The organism is Psychroflexus planctonicus (assembly GCF_014640195.1).
Classification (GTDB): domain Bacteria; phylum Bacteroidota; class Bacteroidia; order Flavobacteriales; family Flavobacteriaceae; genus Psychroflexus; species Psychroflexus planctonicus.
The window spans coordinates 60,062-77,147 of the sequence record NZ_BMGM01000005.1; the positions used below are offsets into that span (position 1 = coordinate 60,062).

14 protein-coding genes and 1 tRNA gene are annotated in these 17,086 nt (G+C 34.8%); 13 read left to right on the plus strand and 2 right to left on the minus strand.

Translation table 11 applies throughout. The features are described 5' to 3' along the window. Positions 1 to 156 precede the first annotated feature (156 nt). From IEV72_RS06365 to IEV72_RS06410, 10 genes are all read left to right on the plus strand, one after another. Complete coding sequence (locus IEV72_RS06365; RefSeq protein ID WP_188458269.1) at positions 157 to 1,161, plus strand: AAA family ATPase; 1,005 nt, start codon at positions 157 to 159, stop codon at positions 1,159 to 1,161. Between the two features lie 48 nt (positions 1,162 to 1,209). After that, positions 1,210 to 2,073 carry a DUF58 domain-containing protein gene (locus tag IEV72_RS06370; RefSeq protein WP_188458270.1) on the plus strand — a complete coding sequence of 288 codons (864 nt, stop codon included), beginning with the start codon at positions 1,210 to 1,212 and terminating at the stop codon, positions 2,071 to 2,073. 3 nt (positions 2,074 to 2,076) lie between these two features. Then, positions 2,077 to 3,714 (plus strand): hypothetical protein, encoded by a 1,638-nt coding sequence (locus tag IEV72_RS06375; RefSeq protein WP_188458271.1) that lies wholly within the window; start codon positions 2,077 to 2,079, stop codon positions 3,712 to 3,714. Next, positions 3,714 to 4,718, plus strand: a complete 1,005-nt coding sequence (locus IEV72_RS06380) for a vWA domain-containing protein (RefSeq protein WP_188458272.1) — start codon at positions 3,714 to 3,716, stop codon at positions 4,716 to 4,718. Before IEV72_RS06375 ends, IEV72_RS06380 begins: the two co-directional genes overlap by 1 nt. Next, positions 4,718 to 5,749: a vWA domain-containing protein gene (locus tag IEV72_RS06385; protein WP_188458273.1), complete on the plus strand. Its 1,032-nt coding sequence runs from the start codon at positions 4,718 to 4,720 to the stop codon at positions 5,747 to 5,749. Before IEV72_RS06380 ends, IEV72_RS06385 begins: the two co-directional genes overlap by 1 nt. A 22-nt stretch (positions 5,750 to 5,771) precedes the next feature. Then, the gene (locus IEV72_RS06390) at positions 5,772 to 6,635 is read left to right on the plus strand and encodes a tetratricopeptide repeat protein (protein ID WP_188458274.1); all 864 of its coding nucleotides are present in this window, start codon (positions 5,772 to 5,774) and stop codon (positions 6,633 to 6,635) included. Then, positions 6,636 to 8,414 carry a BatD family protein gene (locus tag IEV72_RS06395; protein WP_188458275.1) on the plus strand — a complete coding sequence of 593 codons (1,779 nt, stop codon included), beginning with the start codon at positions 6,636 to 6,638 and terminating at the stop codon, positions 8,412 to 8,414. It begins immediately after the preceding gene. A 2-nt stretch (positions 8,415 to 8,416) separates the two neighbouring features. After that, the gene (locus tag IEV72_RS06400; RefSeq protein ID WP_188458276.1) at positions 8,417 to 9,178 is read left to right on the plus strand and encodes a tetratricopeptide repeat protein; all 762 of its coding nucleotides are present in this window, start codon (positions 8,417 to 8,419) and stop codon (positions 9,176 to 9,178) included. Between the two features lie 77 nt (positions 9,179 to 9,255). Further along, positions 9,256 to 9,882 (plus strand): carbonic anhydrase family protein, encoded by a 627-nt coding sequence (locus IEV72_RS06405; RefSeq protein WP_188458277.1) that lies wholly within the window; start codon positions 9,256 to 9,258, stop codon positions 9,880 to 9,882. A gap of 179 nt (positions 9,883 to 10,061) precedes the next feature. After that, positions 10,062 to 11,816 (plus strand): T9SS type A sorting domain-containing protein, encoded by a 1,755-nt coding sequence (locus tag IEV72_RS06410; RefSeq protein ID WP_188458278.1) that lies wholly within the window; start codon positions 10,062 to 10,064, stop codon positions 11,814 to 11,816. 160 nt (positions 11,817 to 11,976) lie between these two features. Here the strand turns inward: IEV72_RS06410 and IEV72_RS06415 are convergent. Continuing rightward, positions 11,977 to 12,047 (minus strand) — tRNA-Cys (locus IEV72_RS06415). A gap of 232 nt (positions 12,048 to 12,279) precedes the next feature. On the opposite strand from IEV72_RS06415, the gene hemH reads away from it, so the two are divergent. The 3 genes from hemH (at position 12,280) to thiL (ending at position 15,791) form a co-directional block, all read left to right on the plus strand. Next, positions 12,280 to 13,314 (plus strand): ferrochelatase, encoded by a 1,035-nt coding sequence (hemH, locus tag IEV72_RS06420; protein ID WP_188458279.1) that lies wholly within the window; start codon positions 12,280 to 12,282, stop codon positions 13,312 to 13,314. 4 nt (positions 13,315 to 13,318) lie between these two features. Beyond that, on the plus strand, positions 13,319 to 14,677 hold the full coding sequence (locus tag IEV72_RS06425) for an MATE family efflux transporter (protein WP_188458280.1): 1,359 nt from the start codon (positions 13,319 to 13,321) through the stop codon (positions 14,675 to 14,677). A gap of 61 nt (positions 14,678 to 14,738) precedes the next feature. Then, entirely contained in the window at positions 14,739 to 15,791 is a 1,053-nt protein-coding gene (gene thiL, locus IEV72_RS06430) for a thiamine-phosphate kinase (RefSeq protein WP_188458281.1), read from the plus strand. On the opposite strand, the gene IEV72_RS06435 is transcribed toward thiL, so the two are convergent. Next, positions 15,788 to 17,056, minus strand: coding sequence for a M23 family metallopeptidase (locus IEV72_RS06435; RefSeq protein WP_188458282.1), 1,269 nt, complete (start codon positions 17,054 to 17,056; stop codon positions 15,788 to 15,790). The two genes, thiL and IEV72_RS06435, sit on opposite strands and share 4 nt — an antisense overlap. Between the last annotated feature and the right edge of the window lie 30 nt (positions 17,057 to 17,086).

The window sequence follows — 17,086 nt, forward strand, 5'->3', positions numbered from 1 at the left end:
GCGTTTTTCTGTAAACAATTCCTTAGCCTTTTAACAATAAGACTTTCAGCTTTTTAAGCACTTATTTTTTAACCAAGCCTTAACAAGGCAAATTGTATTATTTTTCCAATTTGCAGCACTAATTATTTTTGATAACAGTATTGAAAAAGTAAATGTATGGAAAACGAAAATACGGGAGTTGACATTTCCGCAATCAACGAAAAAATTCAAAAGGAAAGCGCATTTGTAGATTTGCTTACTAACGAAATGAACAAAGTAATTGTGGGTCAAAAACACATGATCGATCGTTTGCTTATCGGTTTACTTGGCCAAGGACATATTTTACTAGAAGGTGTTCCTGGTTTAGCAAAGACATTGGCCATCAATACACTATCCAAAGCAGTACAAGGTAGCTTTAGCCGAATTCAGTTTACACCCGATTTACTTCCAGCCGATGTAGTTGGAACTATGATTTACAATATCAAAGAAAATGATTTCAGCATTAAAAAAGGACCCATTTTTGCCAATTTCGTATTAGCAGATGAGATTAATCGTGCTCCAGCCAAAGTACAATCGGCTCTATTAGAAGCCATGCAGGAAAAACAAGTAACCATTGGCGATGAAACTTTTATTTTAGACAAACCCTTTTTGGTTATGGCTACCCAAAACCCAGTAGAACAAGAAGGCACTTACCCATTACCCGAAGCGCAAGTAGACCGTTTTATGTTGAAAACTGTTATCGATTATCCCAAAATGGATGAAGAACAGTTGGTGGTAAGAGCTAATTTATCAGGAAGTTTTGCCAATGTAAATCCTGTGGTTTCTACTACACAAATACTCTCTGCACAAGCTGCAGTTCGGGATGTGTACATGGACGAAAAAATAGAAAAATATATTCTGAATCTCGTTTTTGCAACCCGATATCCTGAACAATACAATTTAAAAGATTTAAAACCACTCATTAGTTTTGGAGCATCTCCACGTGGGAGTATCAACCTTGCAACCGCAGCAAAATGTTACGCGTTTATAAAAAGACGCGGTTACGTTGTTCCCGAAGATGTACGAGCAGTAGTATATGATGTGTTGAGACATCGAGTAGGAATTACTTACGAAGCAGAAGCAGAAAACATTACTTCAGTAGACATTATTAATAAAATTGTTAATGAAATTGAAGTACCATAAATAGTGTATTTTAAAGTAAACCTGAGTCTAGTTTAACATCACGTTTTTATGGATACCAAAGAGCTCTTAAAGAAAGTACGCAAAATTGAAATCAAAACTCGCCGTCTGAGCGATCATATTTTTGGTGGCGAGTACCATTCTACCTTTAAAGGTCGCGGTATGATCTTTAGCGAAGTTCGGAAATATCAATTTGGAGACGATGTAAGATCTATAGATTGGAATGTTACCGCAAGATATAACGAACCATTTGTAAAAGTATTTGAAGAAGAACGCGAACTTACCTTAATGTTAATGGTAGATGTTTCTGGTTCTTCAAAGTTTGGAACCAAGAAAACATTTAAAAAGAATATCATAACTGAAATTGCAGCTACTTTGGCTTTTTCAGCAACTCAAAATAACGATAAAATTGGATTGATTTTATTTTCAAATTCAGTTGAATTGTACATTCCTCCTAAAAAAGGAAGATCACATGTATTGCGAATAATTCGTGAATTGTTAGAATTTGAACCACAAGAAAAACAAACATCCATAAAAGATTCCCTTGAATTTTTAACCGGTGTAATGAAAAAGAAAGCCATTGTATTTATGCTTTCGGATTTTATAGACAATGATTACAATCATTCGCTAAAAATTGCCGCAAAACGACACGACATTACTGGCATTCGTGTTTTTGACCCAACGGAAGAAGAGCTGCCTAATTTAGGAATGGTTCAATTTTTTGACCAAGAAACCAATGAAGTCTTATGGGTAAATACTTCGGCAAAACAAACCAGAAATAGATATAAAATTAATTATAGAGAACAAGTTGATTATTTTGAAAAAGCCTTCAAAAGCTCTGGTTCTGGAAAAATACATACCCGAAGCGATCAAAATTATGTTACGCAGTTACTCAATTATTTTAAAGCTCGCTAAAAAATGAAGCAAAATCAATACACATATCTGTTTTCATTTTGGAAAGCTGTTTTGCTCTTATTTGTGGGCATTACTTTTCATCAGCACTCTTTTGCACAGAGCGCTAAGGCCAAAGTTGATCGAGATAGTATTTTAATTGGTGAACAAATAAAATATAGCATTGAAGTTGACACAGAAGCCGATGATGTGGTTACTTTTCCGGAAGGGCAAACTTTTGTTCCATTAGAAGCAGTAGAAGCTTTTCCAGTAGATACGCTTCAAATTGAACCCCGATTAAAATTGATTCGAGAATATGCCTTAACTCAATTTGATTCTGGACATTATACTATACCGCAACAATTCATTCAATTAAAAAATGGAGAAGCTTTAACCGATTCTATTGATGTTATTGTTCAAGATGTAGTGGTAGATACAACCAAGCAAGAACTGTATCCTATAAAAGATTACATTGAAGTTGAGCGCCCGTTCAGCATTCCAAGTTGGGTATGGAAAGGCTTACTATTGTTGCTGGTTTTGGTTGTCTTAGCCTATTTGATTTATCGACTTTGGCAACATAAAAAAGAACAAAAAGAACGCATTCCACCATATGAACAAGCGCTAAAAGCTTTAGAAGAATTAGATCGTTCTAGCTATATTGAAGAACGCAACCTAAGAGAATACTATTCTATGCTTACTTTTATTAGTCGAAGATATCTAGAAGATAAAGTAGAAGTGAGAGCAATGGAATACACTACTAATGAACTAGTTAACGACTTGCAACTCCGAAAAGATGCTGAAAAAATAAAGCTGCAGCAAAAAACCATAGATGACTTTAAAGCCATTTTAGAACGAGCGGATTTGGCAAAATTTGCGCGTTCACAACCCGACGTTATCACCGCTAAAGAAGATCGAAAATTTATTGGGGAATTTACAGATGAAGTGAACATCGCCATTCCAGAACCAACGGAAGAAGAGCTTCAAAAAAACAAAGAATACCTAGAAAAAATAGCCTTAAAAAAGCGAAGAATAAAATGGATTACAGCAGCTCTCATTGTGGTTTTAGCTATTGCAGCAGCAGTTAGTTATTTAATTGTTTCAAAAGGATACGATTATGTTAAAGACAACGTCTTTGGTAATCCAAGTAAAGAACTATTACAAAGTGAATGGTACACCAGCAGTTATGGCTATCCATCCGTAAGCATTACCACACCAGAAATATTAATTCGTGGAGATGTTGAAATGGCACAAGAAGCCGAGCAAATGTTAGTGGGGAATGAAACCTTTAAATTTGGCGGCATTTTTGGAAACTTCTATATGGTTTTAAGTACTTTGGAATTTCAGGAAGAAATGGAATTTGATTTAGAAACTGCCGTAGATGGTATCTACGAAAATCTAGAAGAAAAAGGAGCTTACAATATTTTAACTAAAGAAGACAAATATCAAACCCTAGATGGCGTTGAAGGCGTAAGAGTTTCTGGAAGTTTTGCTATTGAAAATCCATTTACTGGAAACGACATTAAAAAAGAATACCAAATTCTCAATTTTGGAGAAATGGGCGGTTACCAGCAAATAACCATGATTTATGATGCAGAAGACCAATATGCAGACGAAATTGTCCAGCGTATCTTGAATTCAATTGAACTAAAAAACAACAGCAACTAATGTGGCAAGATGTCTTTTTTGAAAATCCAGAATGGTTTTGGCTACTTTTATTGTTGCCTTTACTTGGTGCTTGGCATTTTATAAAACGTAATAAAGAAAACCCAGTAGTACATATTTCCAGCATCAATGGATTTGCTAATAGTAAAAGTATTTTACCAAAACTACGCCCTGTTTTATACGTACTAAGATTACTAGCTTTAGGATTATTTATTGTGGCCATGGCTAGACCTAGAACAGTAGACGTAACTTCACAAATAAAAGGTACAGAAGGAATAGACATCGTTATTGCTGCTGATATTTCAACCAGTATGTTGGCTCAAGATTTTAAGCCCAATCGGTTAGAAGCTTTAAAAGAAGTAGCAGCTGAATTTGTAGACCGAAGAAAAACAGACCGAATAGGTGTAGTTATTTACGCAGGTGAAAGCTACACCAAAACCCCACTAACTAGCGATAAAGCCTTAGTGAAAAATGCCATAAAAGACATCGATTTTACCGATGCAATAGACGGTGGAACTGCCATTGGAATGGGAATTGCCACATCAGTAAACCGGTTAAAAGAAAGCAATGCAGAAAGTAAAGTAATTATTTTACTTACGGACGGAGTAAATAATTCTGGCTTTATAGATCCAGAAATTGCAACCGAATTAGCCATGGAGTACGATATAAAAATTTATTCTATCGGAATTGGTACGCAAGGAAGAGCTATGTCTCCCGTACGCGTTTTATCTAACGGACAGTTTGAATATCGTCCTGTTGAAGTAGAAATTGACGAAGAATTACTTACTCGAATTTCTAATGAAACTGGCGGGAAATATTATCGTGCCACCAACCAAGATAAACTAGCTGAAATTTATGAAGAAATTGATGCTTTAGAAAAAACAGAAATTGAAGAAGAAAAATTCTACGACTATGAAGAAAAGTTCAAACCCATTGTTATTCTGGGCTTAGGTTTATTGCTATTCGAATTTATTTTAAGAAACACTTTATTTAGAAGCTTTGTATAATGCTAATACTAGAAGATAAAATATATTTTTGGTTTTTACTCGCCATACCGCTGTTAGTGTTAATAGCCCTAAGTGTTGGTTTGTGGAGAAAAAAAATGCAAAATAAATTTGCAGATGCACATTTGTTCAGTGCTTTGGCTCCTGACCTTTCCAAAATTAAACCGCTTCTAAAGCTTATTGTTTTGTGCTTAGCAATAGCCTGTTTTAGCATTGCTTTAGTAAACCCTAAATTAGGTTCAAAAATGGAAACCGTTAAGCGTGAAGGTGTAGATATTGTTTTTGCACTAGACGTTTCAAAAAGTATGCTTGCAGAAGATATTGCACCCAACCGAATAGAAAAATCAAAACAGATTATTAGTCAAATTATAAACAATCTATCAGGAGATCGAATAGGAATTATTGGATATGCAGGTAGCGCTTTCCCACAAATTCCCATTACAACAGATTATGCATCGGCTAAAACCTTTTTAAGAGCCATGAATAGCGATATGGTTTCTAGTCAAGGAACTGCTACAGGAGATGCAATTGAACTTGCTAAAGGATATTATAATGACGCTAATGTAATTAGCCGAGTTTTGGTTATTATTGGAGATGGAGAAGACCACGGAGGCGAATTTCAAGCGGCAGCTCAAGCCGCTGCAGAAGAAGGAATAAAAATTGTAACCATTGGTGTAGGAACTGAAAAAGGTGGCCCAATTCCTATTAAAAATAATAGAGGGCAAACCTATAAGAAAGATCAAAATGGGGAAACAGTAATTACCCGGTCAAGTCCAGAAACCATGCAAACTATTGCAGATATTGGAAATGGAAAATACATAGACGGAAGTAGCACATCTGCAACAGTTGAAGAACTAGAAGTCTTTTTACAAAATTTAGAAAAAACAGAATACGAATCGATGCAATATGCCAATTACCAGCATCAATTTCAATGGTTTCTTGGCTTCGGAATTCTTTTTTTAATAATAGAAAGCATATTACTGAACAGAAAAACAAAATGGTTAACTAAATTGAATTTATTCAATGAAAATTAATATTACATATTGTACTAAAATTATGCTAATCACTTTTATTTTATTAGTGTTTAGTGGTTTTTCGTATACCTTGTTGGCACAAAGCAATAATATAGATAAGCAAGCCAAAAAGTATATGGCAGAAGCGAGTGCTTACATTGAAAATGACGATTTTGCTGAAGCAGAAGCAGCGCTTAGAAAAGCCATTTCTGTGAGTCCAGAAAACAAAGAAGCAGCTTACAATTTTGGTAATTTGTACATTACTAACGAAAAAAACAGAACTGCTTTTCAACGTTTAGCTGAAGCGGTTACCGAAAACGAAGACAAAGACATTAGGCATAAAAGTTTTCACAACCAAGGAAACATTTTTATGAGCGAAGAACGTTATGCCGAAGCTGTAGATGCTTATAAAAATGCCTTGCGAAACAATCCTAACGACGATGAAACGCGTTACAACCTTGCTTTAGCCAAACAAAAAATGGAAGATGAAGGTGGTGATGGTGGTGACGATGAAGACCAAGACAACCAACAAGAACAGGAGCAGGAAAACGAAGGAGAAGGCGAAAATGAAGAAGAAAGCCAAGGTCAAGATGAAGAAAGCGAAGAAAAAGATGACCAAGAAGGCGACAATAAAGACGAAAAAAATGAAGGTGAAGGCGACAAAGACAAACAAGAAGGAGAAAATGAAGAGCAAGAAAAAGAACAGCCTTCTGATGGTAAAAGTCCTCAAGATGAAAAAGAAGGAGATCAACAACAACCGCCACCTGAGCAAATGCAAGGCAAACTTTCTCCAGAACAGCTAAAAAACTTGTTAGAAGCTATCGAAAATCAAGAAAAAGACATTCAAGATAAATTGAATGCCAAAGAACTAAAAGGTAAAAAGGTGAAAACCGAAAAAGATTGGTAGATGAAGTGGATTACATACATATTCTTTTGCTTAGCAGCTTTCAACTTACAAGCCCAAGTAAGTTTTACCACCGAAGTGAGTCGTGAAAAATTAGGTATCAATGAACGTTTAAAAGTAGACTTCATTATAGATAAAGATGCAGATAATTTTAAAGCACCTGATTTCAATGGTTTTAGGCGTTTAGCTGGACCAAATCAATCTATGGAACAACGTTATGAATACGGGAAAGCTTCATTTAAAAAAACCTATACCTATTACCTACAACCCGAAAAAAGGGGTAAACTAGAAATTGGTCAAGCTGAAGTAGAATACAAAGGAAAAGTTTATAAATCTCCACCAAAAACAGTAGAAGTTACTGCAGCAGTAGACAACCCAAATTCACCTACAAGTGTTGCTAGAAGCGAAGTCGCAGATGCCATACACTTAGTAGCTGAAGTTTCAAAATCAAAGCCTTATTTAAATGAAGGCGTTTATATTGTTTACAAATTGTATGTTGATAGAAATATAAATATCAGAAATTATAGACCTATTGATGAACCTTCATTTAAGGATTTTTGGAGTCAAAATATAGACATTGATCGTTTGGAATTTAAAGAAGGTGAATATGGAGGAATGCCGTACCGCTATGTAGAATTACGAAAAACCATTTTATACCCACAAAAAACAGGAAAACTTGAAGTAGAACCTTTAACTATTGGTGTTTCAGTTGAAGTTCCTACCAATAGAAGAGATATTTTTGGAAGAAGACAATACGAATTAGTAGAAAAAACATTTTCTGCTAAAACACGCGTATTTGATGTAAAACCCTTACCACAAGAAGGTAAACCGCTAGATTTTACGGGTGCAGTAGGCCAATTTGACATTCAATTAAACCAAAGCAAAAATCAATTGGATGCCAATGAAAGCTTAAGCGCAACACTCAAGATTTCAGGGAATGGAAATTTAAAATTGTTTAATCCACCAAAATTAAAAGCGCCAAATTCAATTGAAATGTACGAGCCAGAACGCTTAGACAGAGTTAGAACCAACGCCAATGGAATGAATGGTTACATTAGCGAGAAATATACTTTGGTTCCACAATTTGAAGGAAATTATACTTTTGGTGGAGTAGATTTCTCTTATTTCGATCCACGTGACGAAGAGTACAAAACACTTACAGCTAACAATATCAGTATAAAAGTAAATCCTGACCCAACAGCTCCTACGCAAACAGCAGCTAATAATACTTCACAAACAGATTCAGCTAAAACAAGTAAACAGCAAATCTTAACACCTGAAAGTCAATTTAAGTACATCGAATTATCTACTAAACTTAAACCAAAAGGAACAAGGCTATTTTTCAATTCTAATTTATTTTGGACGTATTTGTTACTTCCATATTTGTGTATTCCGTTGCTATTTTTCATCAAAAAGAAAACAAACAACAGCAATAATTCTACAAATGGTAAAGCCCAACAAAAAGCTAACAAACTAGCTAAGAAATTTCTTTCTGAAGCCAAACGAAACCTAAGTGACCAAGATAAATTTTATGAAGCCTTAGAGCGTGCTTTACACAATTTCCTTAAAGCAAAGTTGAAGATAACTACTTCAGAAATGAGTAAAGAGAAAATAATTGAAACGCTTCAACAAAGAAATGTTGGAGAAGAACAAATTCAGCAATTTATCAATCTGCTTCAAGGCTGTGAACAAGCTAGGTATGCGCCTTCATCTACAGCTGCAAAAAAAGAAGATTATCAAAAAGCAGCACAAACAATTAGTGAAATGGATAAAGCTTTATAATTATGAAAAAGACAATTTTATTAATATTCTTTTTTGCTGTTCAAGCTTTAGTTGCTCAAACTCCAGAAGCACAATTTACCCAAGCTAACGAAGCTTATGCAGATGCCAACTACAAAGAAGCTACTCGGGTTTACAATAAATTGCTTCAACAGGATTGGCAATCTTCAGAACTGCACTTTAACCTAGCAAACACATATTATAAAACCGGAAATATTGCATCGAGTATATATCATTACGAAATGGCATTGTTGCTTTCTCCAGGAAACAAAACTTACCTCAACAATTTAAAATTCGCCGAACAAAAAAGAGTAGATGAAATTGAACCCATACAAAAATCTAAATTTGATTTGCAGGTTGAAAACATCATCAATTGGTTTGATTTGGAGCAGTGGAGCAAAATAGCAATTGGATTTGCCATACTAAGTTTGCTTTGTTTTGGTGGGTTTTTATTTCTAAAAAAAGCTTTTTTCAAAAGAATGTTTTTTACACTCTTTATTTTATTTACCTTAGTTTGTGTGTTATGCTATTTCTTAGCAGACAAACAAGCCTTTTTAAATAAAGAAAATACGTTTGGGATTATTTTTGCTGAAGAGTCAAGTGTATACAGCGAACCCAACTCTAAAGCTAGTCAACTTTTTATGTTGCATGAAGGCACTAAAGTAAAAGTAGAAGACGAATTTAGGAGCTATACCAAAATAAGACTCGGCAACGATGTTACTGGTTGGATTGAATCTTCCCAGGTTAAAAAGCTTCAATTAGAATAAGAACTTAAGCCCTATCGCTCTTTATTTTGATTTTGAAATGCTATATTTACAGTTCAACAAAACCAAAATAATAGTAAATGATTTCAAAAATAATAAACAAAAAAGAGCAAGAAAATTTAACTCCAGAAGCTGTTTTGCAAGACTTACTGGAAGGAAATAAGCGTTTTGTTGATAATGCACAACTCAAGAGAGACTTATCAGCTCAAAAAAAAGATGCTACTTCTGGACAATATCCAAAAGCCATTGTACTGTCTTGTGTAGATAGTCGAGTTCCATTAGAAACCGTTACAGATCAAGGAATTGGAGATATTTTTGTGGCACGCGTTGCGGGAAATATTGAAAATGAAGATATTTTAGGAAGCATGGAATATGCTTGTAAAGTAGCAGGAAGTAAATTAATAGTTGTTTTAGGTCACGAAAAATGTGGAGCGGTTAGCGCAGCTTGCGATGACGTTAAACTAGGCAACATTACTACATTATTAGAAAAAATAAAACCAGCCATTCATGCTACCCAAGATATTGAAGGCGAACGCAATTCTAGCAATGCTGATTTTGTTGAACGTGTTGTAGAGAAAAACGTCCAGCTAACAGTAGAACGCATCAGGGAGAAAAGCACAATTTTAAAAGACATGGAAGATACAGGAGAAATTAAAATTGTTGGTGGCGTATACTCCTTAAACTCTGGTACAATCAACTTAATTTAAGTTCAGGTTAATTTATAACATTTAAATGAGCTCTGAATCATAGTCTTCAAAAAAGTGTAGCAATTTCAAGAAAGTACTCATAATAATAAGTTTTCAGGCTTTTGTATGGTATTTGTACAGTTTAATTATTTAAGATAAATAAGAAATTAATATATGTTTGTATGCATATATAATTTATTATGAAACACTTTAATTTTTTTCTTTTAATTCTTTGTTCGTATTCATGTTTTTCGCAGAATTTACCTTTCAATTTTGAAGGTGATATTGAAACATCAGACTTTATCAATTTCGATGGAGGAACAGCAATTGTAACATCAAATCCAGAAACTTCTGGAATCAATACAAGCACAAACGTTGCTCAAATAATTAGAGACGGTGGTGCAATTTACGGAGGTAGTAAGATTGAATTAGAAAATAACCTAGACTTTTCAGTATTGACCAAAATTACGATGAAAGTATATACCACTGCTCCAATTGGAACTACCGTAAAACTTAAATTAGAAGGTAATGGCCCTGCCGCAGATACAGACGCTTTTACAACAGTTACAGGTGAATGGGAAACTTTAGAATGGGTTTTTCTCGGAATATCTAATGAATTAAATGAAGTTGTATTTATGTTTGATTTTGGAAATGTTGGAGACGGCTCTGAAGCTTCTACGTTTTACTTTGATGACGTAGAACAAGTTGCAGGCCCAACGCCCCCAGTTCCAGCTAGTTTGCCTATCAATTTTGAGACAAATGTAATAAGTACTGATTTTTTGAGTTATGGAGGGGCTAACTTAAGTGTAGTTGCTAATCCAGAAATGAGTGGGATTAATATGAGTAATACTGTGGCGCAAGTTGTTAAAGACGGAGGTGAGTACTGGGCTGGAAGTAGATTGTTTTTAGTAGATAATTTAGATTTTTCATCTTTATGGCAAATTTCTATGAAAGTGTACACTACTGCACCCATAGGAACCAGAATTAAATTAGAACTTGAAGGCACAGGTGGAAGAAGTAGCCTAGATTACATAACAACAACTTCTGGTGAGTGGGAAACTGCTATTTGGAATTTTAATGGGGAAACTAATGATTTTGATAAAATCAATTTTCTTTTTGATTTTGGAAATATAGGTGACGGTTCCGCTTCATCTACTTTCTATTTCGACGATGTAGAGCAAATTTCTGGCCCAATTATTCCTGAACCTGAAGCAACAACTTTTCCAATCGATTTTGAAGGCAATAGTATAGTTGATACAGACTTTATTAATGAAGATGGAGGTATAGCAAATGTAATTCCTAATCCATATATAGATGCAAATAATCCAAGTGCTACTGTAGGTCAGTTTATTAGAAGTGGTGGAGCACCTTGGGCTAAAAGTAAAATTATTCTTACTGATTTTTTCCAAAACATGTCTACTAACGGTTCTTTTTCAATGAAAGTATATACTAATGCACCCGTAGGAACCGTATTAAAGTTTAAGATAGAAAGTACAGATGCGGGTTTTGCAGACGAAAAAGACATGCTAACTACCGTGTCTGGTGAATGGGCAACTTACACTTGGGATTTTACCAATCAAGATGGCCCTATTTACAATGTAATAAGTTTAATGTTAGGTTATACAACGCCAAACGATGCTTCAGAAAATGCAACATTCCTTTTTGATGATATAATTCAACAAGAAACACTTAGCGATGGCTTCAATCAAATTAATACAGTTCAAGATGGTTTAATTAGTTATCCAAATCCAGCTAAAAACCGAATAACTATTCAATCTAAAAATAGTGAAATAAAATCCATTATTATTTTTGATGTAGTAGGGAATAAAGTTGGTGTTTTTCAACTCAACAGCAAAGAAATGAACATTAACTTATCAAATTTACCTATTGGTTTATACATTGCTAAAGTTTCAACGAACACAGGAGCTGGTAATATTAAATTCATTAAGAATTAAGTAGTAGTTATAAAAGTTTTATTAAAACTTAATATTTGAATTATTATCCTTAATATTTAAGCTTGTTTTACCAAGATAATCAAGTCATAAAATTCATATTAGCAATAAGCAAGAGATGTATTTAATAAAAAAACTCCTAAAAAGTTTAGGAGTTTTTTTGAGGTCTCGAGCGGACTCGAACCGCTGTAGCTGGTTTTGCAGACCAGTGCCTAGCCACTCGGCCACGAGACCATTGGGATTGCAAATTTACACATTAATGCCTAATTACAAACCATTATCCTTCCTTTTTCAATACAAAAGCTTTCTTTTCATAAAAGGCTTCATTTTCAATTGAAAACAACAATGAATTCATCAAAATTTTAGATTTTAATTGTAATTCATTTCACTTAAACTATACTAACTTGCGCCTTATAATTTGCTGAATTGCTTTCAACTTTAGCTATTTATTTCAAACATTACATTTATGAAAGGAGTTTTACTTGTTAACTTAGGTTCGCCTAAAAGCACTGACCCAAAAGACGTTAAAACATATTTAGACGAGTTCTTAATGGATGAACGCGTTATTGATTTGCCCTATATTTTACGCGCCATTTTGGTCAAAGGAATTATTTTAAACACACGTCCAAAAAAATCGGCAGAAGCCTATTCCAAAATTTGGTGGGATGAAGGTTCGCCTTTAATTGTCTTGTCTGAAAGGCTTCAACAAAAAATAGATAACTTTACCAGTGTTCCTATTTCATTAGCCATGCGTTATGGAGAACCATCTATTGCAAACGGTTTAAAAGAATTACATGACAAAGGTGTAAATGAAGTTTTACTAGCTCCTTTGTACCCACAATATGCCATGGCAACAACAGAAACGATTATTGCCTTAGCAGAAGAAATTAGAAGAGAACATTATCCAGAAATGCAGTTTACTGTTTTGCCGCCTTTTTACAATCATCCTGATTATATTACCGTATTGTCAAGAAGCATCGCTGAAAAGTTAGATAATTTAGATTACGAACATTTACTATTTAGCTATCACGGCGTACCCGAAAGACACATCCGCAAAAGCGATATTACCAAAAGTCATTGTAAACTAGATGGCTCGTGTTGCCAAACTGCATCTAAGGCACATCAATTTTGTTACCGCCATCAAAGTTTTGAAATAACCCGATTGGTAGGAGAAAAATTAGGTTTAAAAGAAGGTACATTTTCTACAAGTTTTCAATCCAGATTAGGCTTTGACCCATGGTTACGTCCTTACACAGACAGAACCATAGAAAAAATGGCGCTTGAAGGAACCAAAAAAATGGCCATCGTTACTCCCGCTTTTGTTTCCGATTGCTTAGAAACTTTAGAAGAAATTGCCATGGAAGGCGAAGAGATTTTTGAAGAAAACGGTGGTAAAGAATTTACGGTAATTCCTTGTTTAAACGATCGAGAAGATTGGGTAAAAACCTTAAGCAGATGGATTGATGAATGGGCTAAACAAAAAGTTGAAGTAGTAAGTTAACAGAATGGCAAGAATTTCTTCTAGTGAATTGGGTAACAAACCAATCGGTAAATTACTGATTAAACAATCTGTTCCCGCTTCTATAGGAATTTTGGTCATGTCTATTAATATTCTGGTAGACACCATTTTTGTTGGTAATTGGATTGGTTCTATTGCCATTGCTGCCATAAATGTAGTCTTGCCCGTTTCCTTTTTTATCGCTGCATTAGGTATGGCAATTGGTATTGGCGGCTCATCTATTATCTCGCGAGCTTTAGGAGCAGATATGGATGAAAAAGCGCTTCGAACTTTTGGAAATCAGATAAGCATTACTTTATTAGTTACCATTAGTATGGTAATTATTGGTTTGGTTTTTATCAATCAATTAATTCCTGCTTTTGGTGGTAAAGGCGATATTTTTGAGCCCGCTAAAATATACTACCGCATTGTACTTTACGGAGTTCCTATTTTAGCTTTAGCCATGATGGGCAACACCGTAATTAGAGCAGAAGGAAAACCTAAATTTGCCATGGTTGCCATGATTATTCCTTCGGTAGGAAATCTTATTATGGATTATGTGTTTATTCATATTTTAGATTGGGGAATGGAAGGCGCAGCTTGGGCTACAACTGGTTCTTACGTGTTGTGTCTGGGTTATATTCTCTGGTTTTTCATGTCTAAAAATTCAGAATTAAAAGTAAAGTGGGAACACTTTAAATTAAAACTGAATATTCTTAGAGAAATTGGTGCCTTAGGCTTTGTAACGCTTTCGCGTCAGGCAGTAGTAAGTGTTACTTATTTACTCCTGAATAATATTTTATTTGAATTAGGTGGCGAATCTTCTGTAACTACGTATGCCATTATTGCTAGAATGCTCATGTTTGCTCTTTTTCCCGTTTTAGGAGTTACCCAAGGATTTTTACCCATTGCGGGTTACAATTATGGAGCTGAACAATACGGAAGAGTTCGTGAAAGCATCAATAAAGCCATTGGTTATGCTGCAGGAGTAGCTTTGCTAGTTTTTGTTTGTATCATGTTGTTTTCAACTGAAATTGTTTCCGTTTTCACTAAAGATGAAGCAGTTATAGCTTCCACTCCTAGTGCAATGCGTTGGGTTTTTGCTGCTGTTCCTATCATCGCGCTTCAATTAATTGGGTCTGCTTATTTTCAAGCTATTGGTAAAGCAGTGCCTGCCCTTTTGCTCACACTAACACGACAAGGTTTCTTTTTTATACCTCTCATTTTAATCTTACCAAAATTTTATGGCGAATTGGGTGTTTGGATTTCTTTTCCATTAGCCGATTTAATTTCGACTATCGTTACAGGATATTTTTTAAACCGAGAAATTAAAAATACTTTAGTTGAAACTGAATCTGCTTCCTAGCTATAAAACAGCTGTAATACTTTAGGGTTTTGTACTTTTGCAGTTCAATAAATCGCATTTCATGTTTAGCAATACCGAAGACAGTAAAACAAAACTTTCAGAATTAGGAGAATTTGGACTTATAGACCATTTAACCAAACATTTCTCTATACAACAAAGCAGCACCTTAAAATCTATTGGAGATGATGCCGCTGTTTTAGAGCACAAAGACCCAATTGTGGTTACTACAGATATGTTAGTAGAAGGAATTCACTTCGATTTAAGTTATTCTCCACTGAAGCATTTGGGGTATAAAGCCGTTATGGTTAATCTTTCTGATGTGTATGCCATGAATGCAAAAGCAACACAAATTACAGTTTCCATTTCGTGTTCTAACCGATTTACGGTAGAGGCTTTAGAAGAATTGTATGCAGGAATTCATCATGCGGCAAGTTTATACAATATAGATGTTGTTGGTGGAGATACTACTTCTGCCATAAAAGGCTTAAGCATTAGCATTACGGCAATTGGAACAGCAAAAAAAGAAAAAATTACCTATAGAAGTGGAGCAAAACCAAACGATTTGGTCGTGGTTTCTGGAGATTTAGGAAGCGCTTTTATGGGGCTAAAAGTCTTAGAACGCGAAAAAGAAGTTTTTAAAGTGAATCCGAACAGTCAACCTGACTTAGAAAAATATACCTATCTGGTAGAGCGCCAATTGAAGCCTGAAGCGAGAAAAGATATTCCTGAATTATTAGAAAAATTAGGCGTTTTACCTACCGCTATGATTGATATAAGCGATGGTTTATCTTCTGAAATTATTCATATTAGTAAAAATTCTAATGTAGGAGCCAATTTATTTGAAGACAAACTTCCTATGGATCCAGCGCTTATTGCTACTTGTGAAGAATTTGAACTAGATAGCACGACTGTAGTTTTAAACGGTGGTGAAGATTATGAATTGCTTTTTACCATCGACCAAAAAGATTATGATAAGATAAAAGGCAACCCCAATTTAAGTGTAATCGGCCATATAACTGAAGCCAAAGAAGGCATACACTTAATTACGCGAGCAAATCAAAAACTTCCTATTCAAGCTATGGGTTGGAATAGTATGGATAAAGAAGAAAACTAAACTTGCTCCTGCAAATCTATATATTCTGTGCTGTCTAAGGCTTCTTTTAAAGGTTGTATAAACTCGAAGTAACTTGGTTTCATCTCTTCTTCCATAGGTTCTGCATCGGGTAAATCTTGTTTATATGGATCTACTTGTCGACCGTTCACCCAAAATCGATAACAAACGTGCGGTCCAGTAGCTAAACCAGTGCTACCAACGTAACCAATAATTTCGCCTTGTTTTACGTAATCACCAACTTTTACAGCACGTTTAGACATGTGTAAATATTGAGTAGTGTATTTGTTGGTGTGCTTTACTTTTACATAGTTTCCATTACCTCTTGTGTAACTAGATTTTATTACTGTTCCATCTGCTGTAGACCAAATTGGTGTTCCAGTATCTGCTGCGTAGTCAGTTCCTTTATGAGCTTTCCAACGTTTTTGAACTGGGTGGAAACGCCTTGGACTATATCGAGATGAAATTCTGGAGTATTGCAAGGGTGCTTTTAAGAAAAAGCTTCTAAGCGTAACTGCTTCTTCATCAAAATAATCGTAACGTCCAACAGTAGAGTCTACCAAGAAATTGAAAGCGTAAAATTCGCGTCCTTTGTGTTTCAGTGTAGCAGCATCTATAGATTCTACTCCAGCGTAAATGCTGTCGTTAATAAACTTCTCGTTATAAATAATTTTAAACTGATCTCCTTTTTGAAGTCTAAAGAAATCGACACTCCATTGGTAAATATCTGCAAATCTGCTGGTTATTCCGTAGCTAATTCCAGCTTCGTCTATAGCGTTAGAAAGTGAACTAGTAATTACCCCAGTGGCTACTTTTTGTTTTACCGTAACTGGCTTTTTGCCTTTAATAGCGTAAATACTGTCTCCAAAAAAAACTTTTGTGTAATCTATAGCATTGTGTTCATAAATGAAACCTACAGCGGTTTCTAAAGAATCTTTACTTTTTAAAAGTGTGTATGGTCTACCTACATTAATGCGTCTAAAATTGAATAAGCTATCTGGAATACCTTCTATTATTTGATAGACTTTGCCTGGCATAACTCCGCTCCTATCCATTATGCTACCAAAAAAGTCTCCTTTTCTCACGGTGTCTCTTTCAAACACATAATCGCTGAGCGTCATTTCATATTCTGAAATTACCTTGGGCTTAGGAGCTTTAACTTGTTTTGTTTCCCCTACTTCAGCAACATCTTGATCTTTATTTGCTTCATTAGAACATGAAAACAAAAAAGTGCTACAAACTGAAATAACTATTAAAAACCTGTGCATACTCTACAATTGTAATTTACAATCCACAAA

What these genes read in the sequence shown, in the direction of transcription:
- IEV72_RS06365 (WP_188458269.1), top strand. Translation starts at nt 157, where the DNA reads ATGGAAAACGAAAATACGGGAGTTGACATTTCCGCAATCAACGAAAAA.
- IEV72_RS06370 (WP_188458270.1), top strand. Translation starts at nt 1,210, where the DNA reads ATGGATACCAAAGAGCTCTTAAAGAAAGTACGCAAAATTGAAATCAAA.
- IEV72_RS06375 (WP_188458271.1), top strand. Translation starts at nt 2,077, where the DNA reads ATGAAGCAAAATCAATACACATATCTGTTTTCATTTTGGAAAGCTGTT.
- IEV72_RS06380 (WP_188458272.1), top strand. Translation starts at nt 3,714, where the DNA reads ATGTGGCAAGATGTCTTTTTTGAAAATCCAGAATGGTTTTGGCTACTT.
- IEV72_RS06385 (WP_188458273.1), top strand. Translation starts at nt 4,718, where the DNA reads ATGCTAATACTAGAAGATAAAATATATTTTTGGTTTTTACTCGCCATA.
- IEV72_RS06390 (WP_188458274.1), top strand. Translation starts at nt 5,772, where the DNA reads ATGCTAATCACTTTTATTTTATTAGTGTTTAGTGGTTTTTCGTATACC.
- IEV72_RS06395 (WP_188458275.1), top strand. Translation starts at nt 6,636, where the DNA reads ATGAAGTGGATTACATACATATTCTTTTGCTTAGCAGCTTTCAACTTA.
- IEV72_RS06400 (WP_188458276.1), top strand. Translation starts at nt 8,417, where the DNA reads ATGAAAAAGACAATTTTATTAATATTCTTTTTTGCTGTTCAAGCTTTA.
- IEV72_RS06405 (WP_188458277.1), top strand. Translation starts at nt 9,256, where the DNA reads ATGATTTCAAAAATAATAAACAAAAAAGAGCAAGAAAATTTAACTCCA.
- IEV72_RS06410 (WP_188458278.1), top strand. Translation starts at nt 10,062, where the DNA reads ATGAAACACTTTAATTTTTTTCTTTTAATTCTTTGTTCGTATTCATGT.
- hemH (WP_188458279.1), top strand. Translation starts at nt 12,280, where the DNA reads ATGAAAGGAGTTTTACTTGTTAACTTAGGTTCGCCTAAAAGCACTGAC.
- IEV72_RS06425 (WP_188458280.1), top strand. Translation starts at nt 13,319, where the DNA reads ATGGCAAGAATTTCTTCTAGTGAATTGGGTAACAAACCAATCGGTAAA.
- thiL (WP_188458281.1), top strand. Translation starts at nt 14,739, where the DNA reads ATGTTTAGCAATACCGAAGACAGTAAAACAAAACTTTCAGAATTAGGA.
- IEV72_RS06435 (WP_188458282.1), bottom strand. Translation starts at nt 17,056, where the DNA reads ATGCACAGGTTTTTAATAGTTATTTCAGTTTGTAGCACTTTTTTGTTT.